The sequence below is a fragment of the Candidatus Dormiibacterota bacterium genome (genome assembly GCA_035635555.1).
Taxonomy (GTDB): Bacteria; Acidobacteriota; Polarisedimenticolia; order Gp22-AA2; family Gp22-AA2; genus Gp22-AA3.
Window position 1 is genome coordinate 1 of record DASQAT010000037.1, and the last position, 18,064, is coordinate 18,064.

General features: G+C 67.0%; 14 protein-coding genes and 1 pseudogene. 10 read left to right on the plus strand and 5 right to left on the minus strand.

The features are described from left to right. The first annotated feature begins 98 nt into the window (after nucleotides 1-98). From pstB to VEW47_10345, 3 genes are all read left to right on the plus strand, one after another. On the plus strand, nucleotides 99-875 hold the full coding sequence (gene pstB, locus VEW47_10335; GenBank protein ID HYS05578.1) for a phosphate ABC transporter ATP-binding protein PstB: 777 nt from the start codon (nucleotides 99-101) through the stop codon (nucleotides 873-875). After that, a complete protein-coding gene (phoU, locus tag VEW47_10340) occupies nucleotides 875-1,564 on the plus strand; it encodes a phosphate signaling complex protein PhoU (protein HYS05579.1) in 690 nt (229 codons plus the stop codon). The genes pstB and phoU overlap by 1 nt, the downstream gene beginning before the upstream one ends. 275 nt (nucleotides 1,565-1,839) lie before the next feature. After that, complete coding sequence (locus tag VEW47_10345; GenBank protein ID HYS05580.1) at nucleotides 1,840-5,223, plus strand: hypothetical protein; 3,384 nt, start codon at nucleotides 1,840-1,842, stop codon at nucleotides 5,221-5,223. 301 nt (nucleotides 5,224-5,524) lie between these two features. On the opposite strand, the gene sixA is transcribed toward VEW47_10345, so the two are convergent. Genes sixA through tmk form a run of 3 tightly spaced genes read right to left on the minus strand, consistent with a single transcriptional unit; the run spans nucleotide 5,525 to nucleotide 7,569 of the window. Further along, nucleotides 5,525-6,040 carry a phosphohistidine phosphatase SixA gene (gene sixA / locus VEW47_10350; GenBank protein ID HYS05581.1) on the minus strand — a complete coding sequence of 172 codons (516 nt, stop codon included), beginning with the start codon at nucleotides 6,038-6,040 and terminating at the stop codon, nucleotides 5,525-5,527. A gap of 24 nt (nucleotides 6,041-6,064) precedes the next feature. Further along, nucleotides 6,065-6,910 (minus strand): thymidylate kinase, encoded by an 846-nt coding sequence (locus VEW47_10355; GenBank protein ID HYS05582.1) that lies wholly within the window; start codon nucleotides 6,908-6,910, stop codon nucleotides 6,065-6,067. Beyond that, nucleotides 6,907-7,569, minus strand: a complete 663-nt coding sequence (gene tmk, locus VEW47_10360) for a dTMP kinase (protein HYS05583.1) — start codon at nucleotides 7,567-7,569, stop codon at nucleotides 6,907-6,909. Before tmk ends, VEW47_10355 begins: the two co-directional genes overlap by 4 nt. Before the next feature lie 141 nt (nucleotides 7,570-7,710). Here tmk and VEW47_10365 point away from each other — a divergent pair, with 141 nt between their 5' ends. From VEW47_10365 to VEW47_10380, 4 genes are all read left to right on the plus strand, one after another. Next, a complete protein-coding gene (locus VEW47_10365; protein ID HYS05584.1) occupies nucleotides 7,711-8,649 on the plus strand; it encodes a CHAD domain-containing protein in 939 nt (312 codons plus the stop codon). Beyond that, nucleotides 8,646-10,238, plus strand: coding sequence for a Ppx/GppA phosphatase family protein (locus VEW47_10370; GenBank protein ID HYS05585.1), 1,593 nt, complete (start codon nucleotides 8,646-8,648; stop codon nucleotides 10,236-10,238). The genes VEW47_10365 and VEW47_10370 overlap by 4 nt, the downstream gene beginning before the upstream one ends. Nucleotides 10,239-10,321: 83 nt before the next feature. Continuing rightward, complete coding sequence (locus VEW47_10375) at nucleotides 10,322-10,675, plus strand: hypothetical protein (protein ID HYS05586.1); 354 nt, start codon at nucleotides 10,322-10,324, stop codon at nucleotides 10,673-10,675. Between the two features lie 267 nt (nucleotides 10,676-10,942). Continuing rightward, the gene (locus tag VEW47_10380; GenBank protein HYS05587.1) at nucleotides 10,943-13,324 is read left to right on the plus strand and encodes a TonB-dependent receptor; all 2,382 of its coding nucleotides are present in this window, start codon (nucleotides 10,943-10,945) and stop codon (nucleotides 13,322-13,324) included. A 146-nt stretch (nucleotides 13,325-13,470) separates the two neighbouring features. Here the strand turns inward: VEW47_10380 and VEW47_10385 are convergent, their stop codons facing one another. Both VEW47_10385 and VEW47_10390 read right to left on the minus strand, forming a co-directional pair. Then, nucleotides 13,471-14,724: an acetyl-CoA C-acyltransferase gene (locus VEW47_10385; GenBank protein ID HYS05588.1), complete on the minus strand. Its 1,254-nt coding sequence runs from the start codon at nucleotides 14,722-14,724 to the stop codon at nucleotides 13,471-13,473. Nucleotides 14,725-14,810: 86 nt separating this feature from the next. Continuing rightward, a pseudogene (locus VEW47_10390) lies at nucleotides 14,811-15,005 on the minus strand (DUF1428 family protein). A gap of 397 nt (nucleotides 15,006-15,402) precedes the next feature. Between VEW47_10390 and VEW47_10395 the strand changes: the two are divergent. From VEW47_10395 to VEW47_10405, 3 genes are read left to right on the plus strand one after another with little or no spacing between them, the layout of a single operon-like run. After that, nucleotides 15,403-16,926, plus strand: coding sequence for a MotA/TolQ/ExbB proton channel family protein (locus tag VEW47_10395; GenBank protein HYS05589.1), 1,524 nt, complete (start codon nucleotides 15,403-15,405; stop codon nucleotides 16,924-16,926). Further along, the gene (locus VEW47_10400) at nucleotides 16,923-17,333 is read left to right on the plus strand and encodes a biopolymer transporter ExbD (protein HYS05590.1); all 411 of its coding nucleotides are present in this window, start codon (nucleotides 16,923-16,925) and stop codon (nucleotides 17,331-17,333) included. Before VEW47_10395 ends, VEW47_10400 begins: the two co-directional genes overlap by 4 nt. Further along, on the plus strand, nucleotides 17,330-18,058 hold the full coding sequence (locus VEW47_10405; protein ID HYS05591.1) for an energy transducer TonB: 729 nt from the start codon (nucleotides 17,330-17,332) through the stop codon (nucleotides 18,056-18,058). Before VEW47_10400 ends, VEW47_10405 begins: the two co-directional genes overlap by 4 nt. The last annotated feature ends 6 nt before the right edge of the window (nucleotides 18,059-18,064 follow it).

Genomic DNA, 18,064 nt, shown 5'->3' on the forward strand with positions numbered 1-18,064 from the left:
CTTTGCACCAATCTCACGGCGATCCTGATCCGCAATCACTTGCGCCGGAAGTACGCCGGGAGCGGAGTGTAGTCGTGCAGCCGGCGTGGAGCCCCGACTTGGCGAGACGACCCGAGTTCGAGAAGGCGGCGCTCCGCGTGCGCGATCTCTCGCTGTGGTACGGCGAGACACAGGCGCTGCACGGCATCGAGCTCGACGTTCCGGAGCGCAAGATCACGGGGTTGATCGGACCCTCGGGCTGCGGGAAGTCGACCTTGCTGCGCTGCATCAACCGCATGCAGGACTTGATCGACGGCGTGCGCATCTCGGGCGAGATCCTGTTCCACGACAAGAACGTGTTCGGGCCCGACGTCGACGTATTCGCGCTGCGCCGCCGCATCGGCATGGTGTTCCAGAAGTCGAACCCGTTCCCGAAGTCCATCTACGACAACGTCGCCTACGGCCCCCGGATCCTCGGCACGCGGTCGCGGGCGGCCCTCGACCAGGCGGTCGAGCGCAGCCTCGGCTCGGCCGCCCTCTGGGACGAGGTCAAGGACCGCCTGCACGAGAGCGCCCTGCGGCTCTCCGGCGGGCAGCAGCAGAGGCTCTGCATCGCCCGGGCGCTCGCGGTCGAGCCGGAGGTGCTGTTGATGGACGAGCCGTGCTCGGCCCTGGATCCGATCGCCACCGCCAAGATCGAAGAGCTGATGGACGAGCTGAAGTCGCGCTACACCATCGTCGTTGTCACGCACAACATGCAGCAGGCGGCGCGCGCCTCCGACGTCACCGGCTTCCTCCTGATGGGCGAGCTGGTGGAGTTCGGCGAGACGCCGAAGATCTTCACGACCCCGGGCGACCGGCGCACCGAGGACTACATCACGGGACGGTTCGGTTGATGGAGCACACCAGCCGGCATTACGAGATGGAGCTCGTGGAGCTGAAGGAGAAGATCCTCTTCGTCGGCGGCATGGTCGAGGAGATGATCGGCTCGGCGATGCGCTCCCTCCTGGACCGGGATCCCGAGCTGGCGCGCCAGGTCATCGACTCGGACCCCAGGGTCGACGTCGCCGAGCTGGAGGTCGATCACCTCTGCCTGAACCTGCTGGCGCTGCGGCAGCCGGCCGCGTCGGACCTGAGGTTCATCGCCACCGCCCTCAAGATCGTGACCGACCTCGAGCGCATCGGCGACCTTGCGGTCAACATCGCCGAGCGCTCGATCGAGCTGAACGAAGAGCCGCCGCTCAAGCCGTACATCGACATCCCCCGCATGGCGTCGGCCGCGGCGGGGATGGTCCGCCAGTCGCTCGACGCCTTCGTGAAACGGGACCCCTTCCTGGCGCGCCAGGTGCTGCGGGCGGACGCCGCCGTGGACGAACTGAACGTCCAGCTGTTCCGCGAGCTCCTGACCTACATGATCGAGGAGCCGAAGAACGTCAGCCGGGCCCTGCGCATCACCTTCATCGCGAAGTACCTCGAGCGCGTCGCCGATCACGCCACCAACATCGCCCAGATGGTCATCTTCATGTGCGAGGGGCGCGACGTGCGTCATCCCGGCGCCCAGAAGCGCGCGGGCGGGGAGTCCTGAAAGCGCCCGAAGTCGCCGGAAACAGCACGAGACGGACGCGCAGGACCCACAGCACGCCTCTGCGGTGAAACCCGGCGACACCGCAAAACTCGTCCCAGATGCCGCTTCCCCTCCCCGTTGGTTCGGCGATACCCCTTAGTGACACCTTGGATGGCGCGATCTCCCTTGACCCACAACGTCGCTGACGGCATAATCTTTCCATACGTCCCTCGCAACCTCTTCCAGGAAGAGCGAGCTCCGGCGAGCCACGTCTCGACCTTACTCGGGAGGCTCGAGTGAAGCCAAGACTCGCGGTCCAGATTGTGGTCGTCGTAGCCAGTCTGTCGGCGACAGCTCCGGTGCTGGCGCGTGATCTGACCTTCGAAGAACGAGTCCTCGCACAGGAAGCCATCGAGCGCGTCTACTATTCTCACCAGATCGGTACGTCCAGGTCGTTCGAAGACGCCGTCCCTCGCACGCTCCTCGAGCGGAAAGTACGAACCTACCTCAAGGAGAGCGTGGCGCTCGAGAAGTTCTGGCACACGCCCGTCACCGCCGCGATGCTGCAGGGCGAATTAATCCGACTGACGCAGCGAACCCGAATGCCCGAGCGCCTGCGGGAGCTTTATTCGGCGCTGAACGCCGATCCGTTTCTCATCCGGGAGTGCTTCGCCCGCCAGATCCTGGTCGCGCGCCTAACCAGGAATCTCTTCGCCTACGACCAATCGCTTCATCTGGGGTCTCGGCTGGCGGCCGAGTCCCTGCGCGACGGTTTTGTGCGCGGGGACCTCGATCCATGGGCCGAGCAGCCGAGCCGTACCGTTGTCGACTTCGTACGAAGTGACCTCCCGACTGTCAGAGGCCCGTGCGGCGGTACGCAGGTGTCGAGGGGAAGGGAGCCCGATGAGATTCGCGTGGAGCTCTCACCCGATCAATTTGCAACCTGGATGGCGCGTGTCCCGACGAACGTCGGCGAAACTGGGCCGCTGGTTGAGGAACGCGAGAAATTCATCCTTCGCGTCGCTCTTACGAGACAACCGGACGAACTCCGCGTCGCGAGCTTCGCGGTTCCGAAGCAAGGATGGCAGGACTGGTGGACGCAGGTGGTGAGCAATCTCGACGAGCGATCGGTCGTCGCCGTCGCCGCGTCCGATCTGTCACTGCCATGGCCGGAATCAAGCACGTCCTGCACGGACGACACCTGGGACAACGGGTCGCTCGACGACACGCCGATCCCACGCGAGGGCCATTCGGCAGTCTGGACCGGCACCGAGATGATTATTTGGGGGGCTATTCGGGGAGCCACGGTTGACGAGGACAAGAGGGGTGCGAGATACGATCCGGCGACCGATACCTGGGCCCCCATCTCGGCGGTGAACGCGCCGTCGGCACGCAACGGGCACACGGCCGTGTGGACGGGAAGCGCGATGGTGATCTGGGGCGGAATCTTCGGAAGCACCTACATGAATACTGGTGGGCGATACGAGCCGAATTCGGACTCCTGGACGACGATGTCAACGACGAATGCACCGGAGCCGCGCCAGAGCCATACTGCGATCTGGACGGGAGGACGGATGATCGTTTGGGGTGGCTATGGCGGTGCCGGTCGCCTCGGTACCGGGGGCTCCTACGACCCCGCGACGGATACGTGGATTTCCATCTCGACGATTAACGCGCCACCGGCGCGGACGGGACATACAGCCGTTTGGACCGGAAGCAGGATGATCGTCTGGGGGGGCGACCCGGACAGCACCGGAGGTCAGTACGACCCTTCCGCCGACTCCTGGTCATCCGTCTCCTTGCTGAATGCTCCGTCCGTCCGCTCCGGGCATTCGGCCGTGTGGGCCGGAAGCCAGATGGTGGTCTGGGGCGGGTACGCCGGCAACGGCGTATATCTGAATGACGGAGGGCGGTACGATCCAGTCGCAGATATCTGGCGGCCGACCTCTTTGATCAACGCGCCGTCGAGCCGTGGCGGCGCGACGGCGATCTGGACAGGCAAGGAGATGATCGCGTGGGGCGGCACTAATCACGGAAGCCTGAACACTGGCGGCAGGTACGATCCGTCCTCCGACACCTGGAAAGCGGTGGCCACGCTCAACGCTCCGGAGAAGCGAGGGATCCATTCGGCCGTGTGGACCGGCGACCTCATGATCATCTGGGGGGGCTCCAACGATCAAATCGATCTCAACACCGGAGGCCGCTACGATCCGGCCACCGGCAGTTGGACACCGACCTCGACCGGTGGGGCCCCATCGCCACGCAGCGGTCACAGGGTCGTTTGGACAGGCAACCTGATGGTGATCTGGGGTGGGTTCGATGGCCAGTTTCTCACCACCGGGGGCAGATACGACCCGATGACCGATACCTGGTCGCCGACCTCCGTTCTGAACGCTCCGGTTGGACGCGACGTGCCGACGGTGGTCTGGACGGGTCATGTCATGGTGGTCTGGGGCGGGACGAACTCCGCCAAGACGGCCTTTTACTATACAGGGGGGCGCTACGACCCGGTGGCCGACACATGGGCGCCCACCTCCACCAGCGCGCCTCTCGGCCGCGCCGGCCATACGGCTATCTGGACGGGTAAGGTCATGGTGGTGTGGGGAGGATATGCCTACACTCCGCAACTCTTCTACCTCAACACCGGTGGCCGTTACGATCCGGTGGCCGATACATGGAGCCCTACCTCGACCCCAGGCGCCCCGACTGGGAGAACGGATCAAGCGGCGGTTTGGACCGGCGGCGTCATGGTGGTCTGGGGAGGGTACGCAGGCAACGGCATTTATCCAATTGATGGAGGGCGGTACGATCCGACTGCCGATACATGGATTCCGACCTCGACGACCGGCTCTCCACCGGGAAGGATCGGCCCGGTCGGCGCATGGACCGGAGATCGGGCGATATTCTGGGGAGGCGATGTGAATACCGGCGGGCAGTACGATCCTCTGTCCGACACCTGGGCACCGACGTCTGTCCTGAATGCTCCGGGTGCCGGCAGGAGCCTCCCGTTCGTCTGGACGGGGAGCGAGATGCTGGTTTTCGCGTCCGAGCAAACGCCTCCGGGAGCTCGTTATGACCCGCTCGCTGATACGTGGAGGTCCATCTCCGCCCTCGGATCGCCAACCGGCGCCGGTGCGCCCGCCGTCTGGACCGGAAGCCAGATGATCGTGTGGGGCGGGAGCGTCTCCGTCGGCGGTATATACGTCAACACCGGTGGACGTTACTGCGCATGCACGCCGGTGACCTACTTCCTGGACGCCGACGGCGATGGCTTCGGAGATCCCTTGGTCTCCGCTCAATCCTGCGCCCAGTCACCGGGTTATGTCTCGAACGCCGCAGACTGTGATGACACGGATGGAGCCACTTGGGCAATCCCCTCGGAGGTCCTGGGAGATCAGTTCGTGGATGATGTGACGCTCACGTGGTCTCCGCCGTCGGCCCCAGGGGCGGCAGTAGATGCGTACGACGTGCTGCGGTCCACAGACTCCGCAGACTTTGTGGGTGCAGCGGTCTGCGTTGGCACGAGATCTACGGCCACGAGTCTCGCAGACGGTGCGACGCCTCCGTTGGGTCAAGCCTTCTTCTACCTCGTGCGGGCCGACGATGCCTGTCCGAACGGGCTCGGTTCGCTGGGGACCTCTTCGAGCGGCGTGGCGCGAACCGGACGCAACTGTCCTTAGCTGCCGTCCTCTCGTCACGTCTTCCGCCGTTGATTAAGAGAGCGAATCCGTGGCAAGTCTCCATCGGAGTCTGAGCGGGTAGCGTCGAAGTCGATTTCCCTCCCGGCCCTGCGCATCCGAGTCGTTCAGGTCCGCCACCCTCCGGACATCCCGCAGATACCGTGACAGGACGGTCCGGCGATCCCGGCCGTCGGCTTCCATCGTGGACATGCGCGATCCTCCCAGGGCGACATCAGGGTGCGCCCGCCGGGGGAAGGCCGCGTGCCGGTCCGGTGTCCTTGCGGTAACGATCCGGTCCGCCTCAGCGCGATCGGGGCGCCAGGCGGCGGAGGATCTTCGGCGTGAGCAGGAAGACCAGGCGCCCGTGCCCCGGTCTGGCCGATCCCTCGAAATCGATCCGGCAGAGCCCGCCCTTCTTGAATTCCAGGGCGATGTCGCCGCGAGGTTCGAGCGTCATGGCTCCCGCCAGGCGGGCGAGGTCCGGCTCGTGACCGACGAGCAGGACGGCGGCCTCGGCGGGGACCGCCTCCAGCGCGGCGAACACGCCGCCGGTTCCGCCGCCGGGCGACAGGGGGCGAAGGGCGCGCAGGGCAGGACGGGGACGGAACACCGGGAGGACGATGCGGGCGGTCTGCCGGGCGCGCACCAGAGGCGAGGTCAGCACCAGATCGAAACGCAGGCCCAGGGAGCGCATGCCGCGCGCGGCGCGGGCCATCCGGTTGCGTCCCTCGCGCGTCAGGGGTCGATCGGCGTCGACGGGGTAACGCTCCGGATCGCGGGTCTCGGCGATGGCGTGGCGGAGGAGGTAGATCTGCATCGCTGCCGGGGGCCGGAGCGGATCTCAGTCCCGGGAGGGAGCGCGCGCCGCGCGGGCCGGCGCCTCGTCGGCGCCCCGGACGGTGGTCCCGGCGGCCACCGGCTCCTCGTCCTCGGCCTCGAACAGGAGCGGGCGCAGGGTCTCGAGGCTGCTGGACAGGGACTGCATCCGCCGATCGTCGAGGAGCGCCTGCACGCGCCGCCGGATGCGCGCCTGGATCTCCTCGGGGCCCTGCGTGGCGTCGACGGTCACGAAGCCGAACTCGCGCGACATCTTGTTGTACTCGCGGATCAGGCGCCACTGGTACTTGCGGAACGATTCGAACAGGTCGGTGCCGAGGTGCATGTCCATCCCGGCTTCCCAGTAGTCGATGCCGCGCGTGCGCAGGACACGCGGGATCAGCGTGTCGGCGTCGATCTTGAGATAGAGCGTCAGGTCGGGGACCAGCGCGAACCCGAACACGCTGCGGATCCACGCCGGATCGGCCCCGCGCACGACGCTGCGGGCGAAGGCGGTGAACACGTAACGGTCTGCGAGAACGACGAACCCCGAGCGCAGCGCCGGCAGGATGATCTTCTCCAGTCGATCGGCGAAATCGGTGGCGTAGAGCAGGCTGAAGGTGATCTGGTTGAGATTGTGGCCCGCCTTGGCGGCGCCGATCGTCTCGGACATCAGCTCGGAGCGGGTCCAGCCGGTCTCGATGACGCCGTACCCCTGCACCTCCAGCCACTCCTTGAGGAGACTCACCTGCGTCGAGCGCCCGACCCCGTCGGTCCCCTCGATCGTGATCAGCGTCCCCTTGAGATCACGGATGTCGGTGTAGGGGAGACCGTGGCCGTAGTATTTGGCGCCGTCCTTGCCGGGAGTCATGATGCCTCCGCCAGAGCGGGCTCGTTGTAGAGACGGGTCACGATGGATCTCACCTGCTGCTGCTGGCTGTCGATGTTGCGCGTCCCGTCGATGACGCGGAAGCCGAATTCGCCGGTCATGCGGTCGTACTCCTCGATGACGCGTCCCTGGAAGAGACGGAAGCTCTCGACCGGATCCTGGCTCAGACGGAGATCCATGCCGGCCTCGTAGAACTTGATCTTCTCCCGCGAGCCCAGGATGCGGTCAACCGCGACGTCGATCGGCACGCGGAAATAGAGCGCCACGTCCGGCTTGACCGCGAACGAGTAGAGGTCGCGCGCCCAGCGCGGATCGACGCCGCGCGCGATGTCACGCGCGAAGGCGGTGTAGATGTACCTGTCCGCCAGGACGGTCGTGCCGGCCTTGAGATACGGGATGATGCGATAGGTCAGCCGATCCGCGAAGTCGGTGGCGTGCAGCAGGCTGAACGTCGTGGGGGTCAGGAGATTCTTCTTCTTGCCGCGCTTCGTCGCCTGTCTCACCAGGTCGGACGAGTTCCACTCGGTGAACACGACCTGATGCCCGCGCGCCACGAGCCACTTGTGCAGGAGCTTGATCTGGGTGCTCTTGCCGGAGCCGTCGATCCCTTCGACAACGATGAGCTTGCCACGCCTGAGCAATTGTCCGCCCCGCGACTTTCCCTCTTCCAAAGTATGAGGAAGGCCAGAGTATAGCCCAGGGAGACTGCGGTGTCGATGTGACAACCTTGTGACAAATGGGCAACTTCCAGGTAACCCCAGGAGATCCTGTATGATGCGCGCGTGAGCGGGACGAGGAGTCCGCGCGGCGGACGAGCCACGAAATTCCCGGCGGCGACCACCGACTGGCCCCGGGAGATCGTCTCGGCGCGCGGTCGCGACGTCCTCAAGGCTCGCCGTCGCGTGCTGCGCAGAGGCGACGGCGAAGCGATTCATGATCTGCGCGTGGCGACGCGGCGTCTTCAGGCGACGCTGGAGATCGTCGGGGACCGGTTGCCGGATCGTCCCAGACGAAGGCTCGATCGCCGCGCGCGCACGCTGCGGCGGCGGCTCGGCGCGGCGCGCAACACCTGGGTCCTGTTGGGATTGCTCGGTGAGTTCCGATCCGTCCCGGGGCGCGAGGAACGAAAGTTCGTGGCGGACCTGGCCCGCCGCCTGGAGAGTACCGCCGGGTCACGCCCCTCGAAGAAGCGACGGCGCCTTCCCGGTATCCGCAAACGGATCCGGACGCTGCTGCGGGAGATCGCGAACAGGCCCCCAGACTCCGCCGCACCGGCGGGGGACGCCATGGGGGGCCACGTGCGGGCGGTGCTGCGGGCCCGCGCCGAAACCCGTGACGGTGATCCGGAAGCGATGCACCGGCTGCGCATCGCCATCAAGCGCTACCGCTATGCTCTCGAGGCTCTCACCGAGGCGGGCGCGTCGGGCCTGCGGCCTGCCATCCAGGCGGCGCGATCGCTGCAGAGCGACCTTGGAAGTCTTCACGATCTCGATGTCCTGATCGAGGTCGTGCGCCGGAACGATCACGTCCCGGGTGCCGGCGGCTTCCTGAGCCACCTCCTGCGCGGCCGCACACGCCAGGCCGAAAAGTCCCTGCGCCGCCTGGCCGGCTTCCGTCCCGTCTTCGCGGCCCCCTCCGGGGGCGGCGAGCGTCCGGGACGGGTCGCCGCGAGGCGCGGGTCACTCCCGCGTCAGGCGCAGACGGGATGGACGGCGGCATGAAGCGGACCCTCCTCGGCGTCGTGGACATCGGCTCGAACACCATCCGCTCTCTCATCGTCGAGGCCCACTCCGACGGCGCCTTTCGCACGCTCGATGACGAGCGCGAGGTGGCGCGCCTGGCGGCCGGGCTCAACCGCCAGGGGCGGCTGTCTCAGGCGGCCATGCGCCGCGCCGTGACCGCGCTCAAGAGGATGGCGGAGATCGCGCGCGCCCGCGGCGTCGAGCGCATGTCGGTCGTGGCGACGAGCGCCATCAGGAACGCCGCCAACCGGAAACCGTTCGTCGAGCGGGTTCGCGCCGAGACCGGCCTGCGTGTGCGGGTGATCTCCGAGCAGGAGGAGGCCGAGCTGGCCTTCGAGAGCGCCGCCCGCAGCTTCGACCTCGCCGATCGCCCGTGCGCCGTCGCGGACGTGGGCGGCGGCAGCACCGAGGTGATTCTGGCCCTGGGGAGCCATATCCAGCAGGTCCACTCGCTGCACCTGGGATCGGTGACGTTGACCGAGGAGTTCCTGCGCTCCGACCCGATGCGGCGGCGCGAGTTCAAGGCGCTCCGTCGGCAGGTGCGCCGGCGTATCGACGAGGCGCGCATCGAAGCGGACCCGCCGCCCCAGCTCCTGATCGCCTCGGGCGGAACGGCGACCTCCGTTGCGCAGATGACGATGGCCCGGCAGGGCCTGGCCGGGCGGCCGGTCCAGGGTTTCGAGATGACGCAGGCCGAGCTCCTGCATCTGCATGAGGCTCTGCTGCGTCGCAGCCTGAGCGAACGGCGGGAGATGCCGGGACTGTCGCCCGACAGGGCGGACATCATCATCGCCGGCGTCACCATCCTCTACGAGCTGATGGCCCGGCTGCGCGTGAACGCTCTGCGCGTCAGCGCGCACGGCATCCGCCACGCCCTCCTGAACCGCATGATCGCCCGGCGCTTCCACACGGTCTCTCCGCCCTCGCGGCCGCGGCGTCTGGCGGCGGCCGAGGCGTTCGCGCGCTCGCTGCACTTCGAGGAGCCGCACGCCGCCCAGGTGCAGCGGATCGCCCTGTCGATCTTCGACCAGGTCGCCGGACCGCTCGGGCTCGATCCGGACGGACGCGATCTCCTGGGGGCGGCCGCGCTCCTGCACGACATCGGATACGTGGTCGGATTCAAGGGCCACCACAAGCACACCTACAGGCTGATCGCCCACGCCCAGCTCGACGGCTTCACGCCGAGGGAGCGTGAGGTCATCGCCCTCGTGGCCCGTTTTCACCGCCGCTCGGGCCCGAAGAAGAGGCATCGCGCCTGGGCCGCCCTGGCGCGGGACGACCGCAGCCAGGTGCGTCGGCTCGCGGCTCTGCTGCGGGTCGCGGACGCCCTCGACCGCCGCCATTCGCAGCGCCTCAGAGAAATTCGCTGCCGGGTCACACGGGGCCGTGTCCGCCTCACCCTCATCTCGGCGCAGGACCTCGGAGTCGAGCTCCACGCGGCCGAGGCCAAGGCCAACCTGTTCCGCAAGGTATTCGGCCGGGACATCTCGCTCGACGTTGCGCGTACGGCCGGCACCATCCCCGCCACCCCCGGCCGCCTCCGGCTCGTCCGTCGCCTGACCGCCTGAAACCGGCTGCTAATCCTGCCGTTTATCCTGTTGTCCATGCAGGGGTCTCGACGTATACTCCCCCGCAATCGAGGAGGTTGAACATGACACGTGACGGGACCTCTCGTTCTATCCGTCGCGGCGTGGTAGCGCTTCTCGCGGTGTGGATGGCGGTCTTCGCCGTCGTCACCGCGGTGCACAACCACGGGATCCTGGGTTTCTCGGCACGGCACGCCACGCTGGAGCAGTCGGTGGCGGGGTCCTTGCGGGTCGCCTCGTGTCCCGCGTGTCTGGCGTCCCACGTCCCGGTTCCGGCCCCCGATGGGCCGGTCATCCTCTCGGCGCCGGTCGAAACCAGCGGAGTCGTACCCGTCTGCCGGTTGCTGCACGTCCGGCCCGCCTCCATCACCACCCGGTCTTCGCGCGCTCCACCCGCCTCCATCGACTTCGCGGCCTGATTCGATCTCATAACTGAACAATCCCCGACAATGTCGGGGCGGCAGGGCTCGATCCCTGACGGCGACGCGTGCATCCGCGCCCGGCGCGCCAGGGGGTCGATCTCCATCCACGCGTCGTTCAAGGCGTGATCGGGGATCGTCCCCGGCGTCCGGTCACACGGGATGCTCACGCGCCGGCACCTGATTGATCCCCTGACCGTGATTCATTCATGGAGGCTATTCGTGTCGCTCATCAGGAAGTGTGCGGGACATTGTGTGCTTTGGATCATGATGATCGGAATTGTTGTTTCGTTCTCCATCGCCGCCGACGTGGGAACAATCCACGGCAAGACCGTCGGGCCCGACGACCAGGGGAAGGAGGGCGCGGTCGTCGAGCTGCGCAATGCCGTGACCGGTTTCCTCGCGCAGGTGAAGACAGGCGCGGACGGGTCCTTCCAGTTCTTCAATGTGCCGTTCAATCCTTACATGCTGCGCGTCGACGCAACCAGCTTCCAGACGGTCTACAAGCAGCTGGAGGTCCGCTCGCCCATTCCCCTCGAAATCAAAGTCGAGCTCACGACCACCCTGACCGAATCGGTCAAGGTCACGGCGGAAAAGGAGGCTCAGCTCGAGACCGACACGTCCACGAGCCACGTCGACATCGACAAGTCGTTCATCGCCAAGGCCCCCGCTCCGATTGCCTCGCGCGCCATGGAGCAGATCGTCACCTCGACTCCCGGTTTCGCCAAGGACGAGAACGGACGTTTTCATTTCCAGGGGGCGCACAGCCAGAACGAGTACGTCGTCGACGGCCAGACCATCTCGGACCAGACGGGCCTGACCTTCTCGAACTCCATCGACCCGGGGATCGCCCAGGCGATCGAGGTGATCTACGGCAACGTCCCGGCGCAGTTCGGCGAGAAGGTCGGGGCCGTAATCAACCTCGCCACCAAGTCCGGCCTGGGCTCGGGTGGCTTCAAGGGGGACGTTCTCGCGGGCGGCTCGCGTTTCGGCACCTACGAGGGGGGCGTCTCGACCACGTACGGAACCGACACGTTCGGATTGTTCGCCTCGTTCAACGGATCGAAGTCCGACCGCTTCCTCGATCCGGTCAACCCGGCGAACCTGAACAACGACGGCGACACCGGGAGGGGATTCGTCCGGCTTGACTGGGCCCCGAGCGCCGAGAACAAGTTTCGCTGGACGATGCTTGCCGGCCAGACGAAACGGGGCGTGCCGAACACGTTCACGCAGGAGGCGGCCGGGCAGGATCAGCGGGTGACGACCAAGGACCAGAACGTCAACTTCGGCTGGCAGCATATCCATTCGGCGAAGAGCTTCCTCGACGTGGACGTCTTCGGTCGTTTTTCGTCCTTCCGTCTCGACCCGTCGCCGAACGACACCCCGGTCACGGCCCTCTCGGACCGGTCGCTCGACAACTACGGCGTCAACCCGTCGATGACGTGGATCGCCGGCGTCCACGAATTCAAGATTGGAGGGGTCTTCAAGCGGATTCCGGTCGACGAGACCTTCGAGTTCGGACTGACAGACCCGAACGACAACGATCCGGTGTCGCCCGACTTCAACCCCAATCTCGCGCCGTACGACTTGACGCGCGGCGGCACTCTGTTCCAGTTCCACGGCAAGCGCACCGGGACCTACTATGCGGGCTACGTCCAGGACGACATCCGTCTCAAGCATGTGACGGCGAACCTGGGTCTGCGCTACGACCACAACAACCTGCCGGTCGCCGACTCGCAGCTCGAGCCCCGCCTCGGCGTCGCCTGGACTCTGCCGGGTGAGCGAACTGTCTTGCGCGCGTCGTACAACCGCGTCCTCTACACGCCGGAGTATGAGAACATCCTGTTCAGCTCCTCCGCGGAGGCGGCGGCGCTCGTCCCGCCCGCCATCCAGGCTACGCAGCCACTTGGCGGCGGCGTCCTCGCCGTCCGCTCGGAGAGGCAGAACGCCTACGACGCCGGCTTCCAGCAGGCGATCGGGAAGCGCCTCAGGCTCGACGTCGACTTCTGGCAGCGCCAGGGGCACTTCGCCGGGGACCAGGACCAGTTCCTCAACACGGGGATCGTCTTCCCGCTTGCCTTCTCGCACGGCCGCTTCCACGGCTGGAACATCAGGCTCGATCTCGCGGAAACGGCGGGGGTCAGAGGGTTCGTGTCGGCGGGACACACACGGGCGATCTACGGGGCCCCGCCTGTGGGGGGTCTCTTCCTCGACCAGGGGGCGATCGGCGATCTCACGGCGGGCGAATTCCTGATCGATCACGACCAGAATCTGCAGATCCAGACCGGCTGGACCTACGACTTCCACAAGAGCGGCTTCTGGGTCGGGACGAACATCCGCTACGACTCTGGTCTGGTGACCGACGCCGATCCCGCCACGCTGGCCGCCGACCCCGACAACGCCTTCGCGGCGCCGTTCGTCAGCGTCCACAGCGGTGCGCGCTTCGATCCGAACCGTATCAAGGCCCGGACGATCTGCGACTTTTCGCTCGGCTTCGACCTGGACCATGACCGATCGCCGATCAGTATTCAGGTGGATCTGCTGAACGCCTTCGACAAGGAGGGGGTCTACAACATCGAGTCGGTCTTCGGCGGAACACACGTCATCCCGCCGCGGACGCTGGCGGCCCGCATGCGGTACCGCTTCTAGACCGAGGCGCGGGAGACAAAGGGTGATCGAGTCCCGGGCCTCGCCGGACGCCGCCGGACGACGCGAGCCGGAGATCGTACGGATCATCCTCGTGGCGCTAGCGGCGGGGGAGGTGGAGATCCGCCTGTGGGAGCCGTTCCCGGGCTTCAGCCCGGTCGCACAGCGGATTCCAGAAGCACGACCCCACCCTGGCCGCCATCCGTGCAGATGCTGACGATGCCGTAGCGACCCGGTCGGACGTTGGACAACTCTTTCACCGCCTGACTCAGGATTCGCGCTCCCGTCGCACCGAACGGGTGGCCGAGCGCGACACTGCCGCCGTTCGGATTCACCCGTTCGCGCGGGAACTTGCCCAGGTCGGCATCGACACCGGCCTTGTCGCGCACGAAGTCCACGCTCTCGAGCGCCTTGATGTGGAAGAGGACCTGGGCCGCGAACGCTTCGTGGATCTCCCACAAATCGATGTCGGCGTAGCCCAGCCCGTGGCGGGCCAGCAGACGCGGGATTGCGAAGGCCGGCGCCATGAGCAGTCCCTCGGTGCGGAAATCGATCGACGCGATCTCCCAGTCGATCAACCTGGCCGCGGGGCTGCCGGCAGGCAGCCTCTCCAGACCGGCCGGCGAGGCAACCCAGAGACCGGCGGCGCCGTCCGTCAAGGGGGAGGAGTTGCCCGCGGTGAGCGTGCCTCGGCCTGTGGTTCGGTCGAACGACGGAGTCAGGCGCGCCAGCTTTTCGAGCGAGGTGTCTGCACGGGGGATTGAATCACGGCGCAGGCCGCCGACAGGGATGACCAGATCGTCGAAGAAGCCGCGCTCCCACGCGGCCACGGCATGCCGGTGACTCTCGAGCGCGACCCGATCCTGTTCTTCACGCGGTATGTCCCACTCCTTCGCGGTGATCTCCGTGTGCTCGCCCATGCTCTTCCCGGTCGTGCGATTGGTCACGGACGGAATATAGAGCCGGATATCGCCCAGTCTCAGGTCCGCCAGATGCGAGGCCTTCTGCCCGAGAGACCGCGCGTGCTGAAATTGCCGGACCCAATCGGAGAGGGATTGGCCCAGGCCCAGCTGGACGCGGCTCATGCTCTCCGCGCCGCCGACGAGCGCGAGATGGCGGTCGATGCCGTCGATCATTCCCGCCGCCTGGATCGCTCCGATCATGCTGGTCGCGCACGCCATGATCGTGGAGAAAGCCGAGATCTCCGGACTGACGCCCGCATCCATGAGGACTTCGCGGGCGATATTGCTCCAGGCAAGATTCGGAATGACGGCTCCCCACACGGCAAATTCCGGCTCAGGTCCGCGCAGGCTGTCAATCATGGCCCGCACGACGGGCACGGAGAGGGCGATCGCGTCGAGCTTGGCGAGCGCACCGTCCACTTTTGCGAAGGGTGTTCTCACTCCGGCGGCCAGCCAGATCTCTGTTCGAAGGGAATTGACCCCTGTCGTCCCCCGTCGCGAGGATTCCACGTTCAGAGGTCGACCCGGCGCGGGTCTTTCATCACCTTCTTGTTGACGCGATCGCGGTGCGCTCGCGACACCGTCTCACCGCGTTTGAGCTTGACGCTCTGGGGGAAGAACGTGACTTTCCCCATCTTCACGTCGTCCCGGGCGCTTTCCCGGTACTCGATGGCGCCACGATAATCCTCCTGACCGGTGGATAGCCGGTCGCGCCGCGTCACCCGCGGCCTGGGAGCGCGGGCTCAAGACCCGCGCGAGCGAACCACACGCCGAACTCTCGTGCCCCGGCGGACAGTCAGAATCGCGGTGACTCAACTTTTTACTCCTGACCGGCGGGGAAGTCAAAGCGAGGCTAGCCACTTTCCCTCCCAACTTTGCGCATAGGACCAAGGTCTCATAGACATCCGGCTCGTCTTCCGCCGACACTCGCTCTCTGGACGAGAAAACGAGGCAGGCCTACTTCGTCAGCGCGAAGGGGGAGGCGGGGGTCGGCCGGCCGGGACCGGACGGCTGGACGTGGGAGATCGATCATCGTATCGCGCCGGACGTCGCGCAGGTGGTCGAGATCCTCCAGGCGAAATCCAAACCAAAGCTCGTCTCTCTTCCGGTGAGCATCCAATGACCCCACGCGCGTTCTTCGCTCCGGGCACAGCACTCCTGATCGCGGCGCTGTTCACGCCGGCACAGGCCCAGGACTCGCCGGCCGCCCCGCTGGGGGACGCCGCGCGGGCGGCGCGGCAGGATCTCGATCGCAGCGTCAAGGCGCTCGCCGATCTGCGCGAGTCCATCCGGTCCGAGACCGTGCCGCTCACGAAGGAGCTGGCGGAGGCGGAGGGGCGCCTGGCGGACGAAAAACGGACGTACGACGAGGTCTCCCGCCGCCAGGACGGGGCGCGCCTGGAATACGAAAATCTCGGGCAGGCGATCAAGCTGCGGCAGGAGGAGGCGGCGTACGTCGGCAATCTTCTTGACGAGTACGCGCGCGGGTTCGACACGGTCCTGCACGTGGGGGAGCGGCCGAGAGTCGCGGCGGACCTCGAGGCCGCCCGGCAGGCGCCGCAGGAGCGGGACCTGACTCCGCGCGAGCGTTGCGCCCGGCAGGTCGGGCTCTTGAATGCATCGGTCGCCCGGCTGAACGACCTCCTCGGAGGAACACTCTTCCCGGGGCAGGCGGTCGATCCGGGCGGGACGGTGAGACCGGGGACGTTCGCCCTCATCGGCCCGGTGTCATTGTTCGCCGCCGCCGACGGCGTGGCGGGGATCGCCCTGCCGCAGGCCGGATCGGATTCGGTGGCGGTGCGGCCCCTGGACGAAGCCGGGAACGCGGAGGTCGCGCAGGTGGCGGCGGCCGGCAAGGGGCTCTTCCCGTTCGACGCCTCGCGCGGCGGCGCGCTTCAGGAGCTGATCAACCGCGGCAGCCTCGTAGGCTACTTCAAGAAGGGGGGGCCGATCATGTGGCCGCTCCTGTGCGTCTCGATCCTGGCGATGTCGGTGATCCTGGAGCGCCTGTTCTTCCTGGCGCGCGAGAGACGGCGCCGGGACCCGGACACCGTGGCCGAGATCATGTCCCGCCTGGAGTCGGGAGACGCGGACGGGGCCCTGCGCGCGGGAGAGGGGTCGCGCGATTACGTCGCGCGCTCTCTCACCTATGCCCTGGCGCACCGGCAGAAGTCGTTCTCCGACGCCCTGATGCGCGCGACCAACCAGGAGACGGTCCGGTTCGAGCGCGCCATTCCGATCCTCGACACGATCGTCACGATGGCCCCGATGCTGGGGCTTCTGGGGACGGTCACCGGCATCATGAACTCGTTCGGCATGCTGGGGGGCGGAGAGCTGGGAGCGCCGGCCCAGATCACGGGCGGCATCGCCGAGGCCCTCATCGCCACCGCCTTCGGTCTCGGGATCGCCATCACCACGCTCATCCCGATGAACTATCTGCACACGCGCAGCGAGGAGGCCCGGAACGAGCTGGGGGACGCGGCCACCCACCTGGAGCTGCTCATGAAGCCGATCCTGGACGCCGAGATGAGGCTGCGCGGCGCCAGGATGTCGCGAGCCGCCGCCCCCGACCTGGCCGACGGCATTCCGCCCGGCTGGCGAACCAGCGCCGAGACGCTGGCCCGGGCCCGAGGTGACGCATGACGACCGTTCGCGCCCCGCGCCGCCGCAAGGCGCGCATCGAGATCATCCCGCTCATCGACGTGATGTTCTTTCTGCTGGCCACGTTCATCATGGTGTCGCTGTCGATGACGCGGAACACCGGCATGCAGGTCGCCCTGCCCTCGGCCAGCACCGCGGAGAAACAGCCGTCGCGCGACGATTCCGTGACCCTGACGGTGACCGAGGACGCCCAGGTCTTCTTCAACAAGGAGAAGATCACGCTGGCCCAGCTCCCGTTCAAGCTGCAGACCTTCAAGGCCTCGAGCAAGGACCCCAAGGTCGTCGTGAGCGGGGCCGCCGACGCCAATTTCAAGGTGGTGGTGGCGGTGCTCGACGAGGCCCGCAAGATCGGCATCCAGAAGGTCGGCATCTCCACGCAGAAGAAATGAGCCGCTTCCAGATCGCGGCCGTCGTCGGTGCGCTCCTGCTGCACGCGGGAATCCTCCTGTTCGGCGGGCTCGTCCTGCCCCGCAGGCCCGAAGGGGCGGAGGTGCGGAAGGACGTGGCGCTGATCGACGAGGCCGATCCGGACAAGACGGACAAGGCCGACAAGAAGGACGAGGAGAAGGTGAAGACCGACGAGCGCCAGGACGAGGACCGGCCTCCGGAGATCTCCGTTACGGCCGAGCCGATGCCGGACACCCGGAATCTGGCCAATCTCGATGCGGAGGCCGCCGGCCCCGCGCTCGATGCCCTGAGCCTGAACGACCTCGAAGGGGCCCTCAATCCCGGCGAGGGGGGGATGTCGTTCGGCCAGGGGTTCAGTCTTGCGTCCGGCGGCCGGATCGGGGCGGCGGGGGGGCCGGGAGGTCCGAGCCTCGAGGAGATCGCCGCAGTCGCCGACCTCGATCAGCGCCCGCAGGCCGTCGCCCAGAACGCCCCGATGTATCCCGCCGAACTCAGGAGGCGCCGGGTCGAGGGGACGGTGACCCTGGTCTTCCTGGTGGACACCGAGGGGCGCGTGGTCAACCCGACCGTCGAGAAATCGACCGATCCGGGCTTCGAGAGACCGGCCCTGGAGGCGGTCCGTCGCTGGCGCTTCGAGCCCGGCACGCGCCAGGGACACAAAGTGCAGTTCAAGATGCGCGTGCCGATCACCTTCCGTGCGGGTTGATTGACG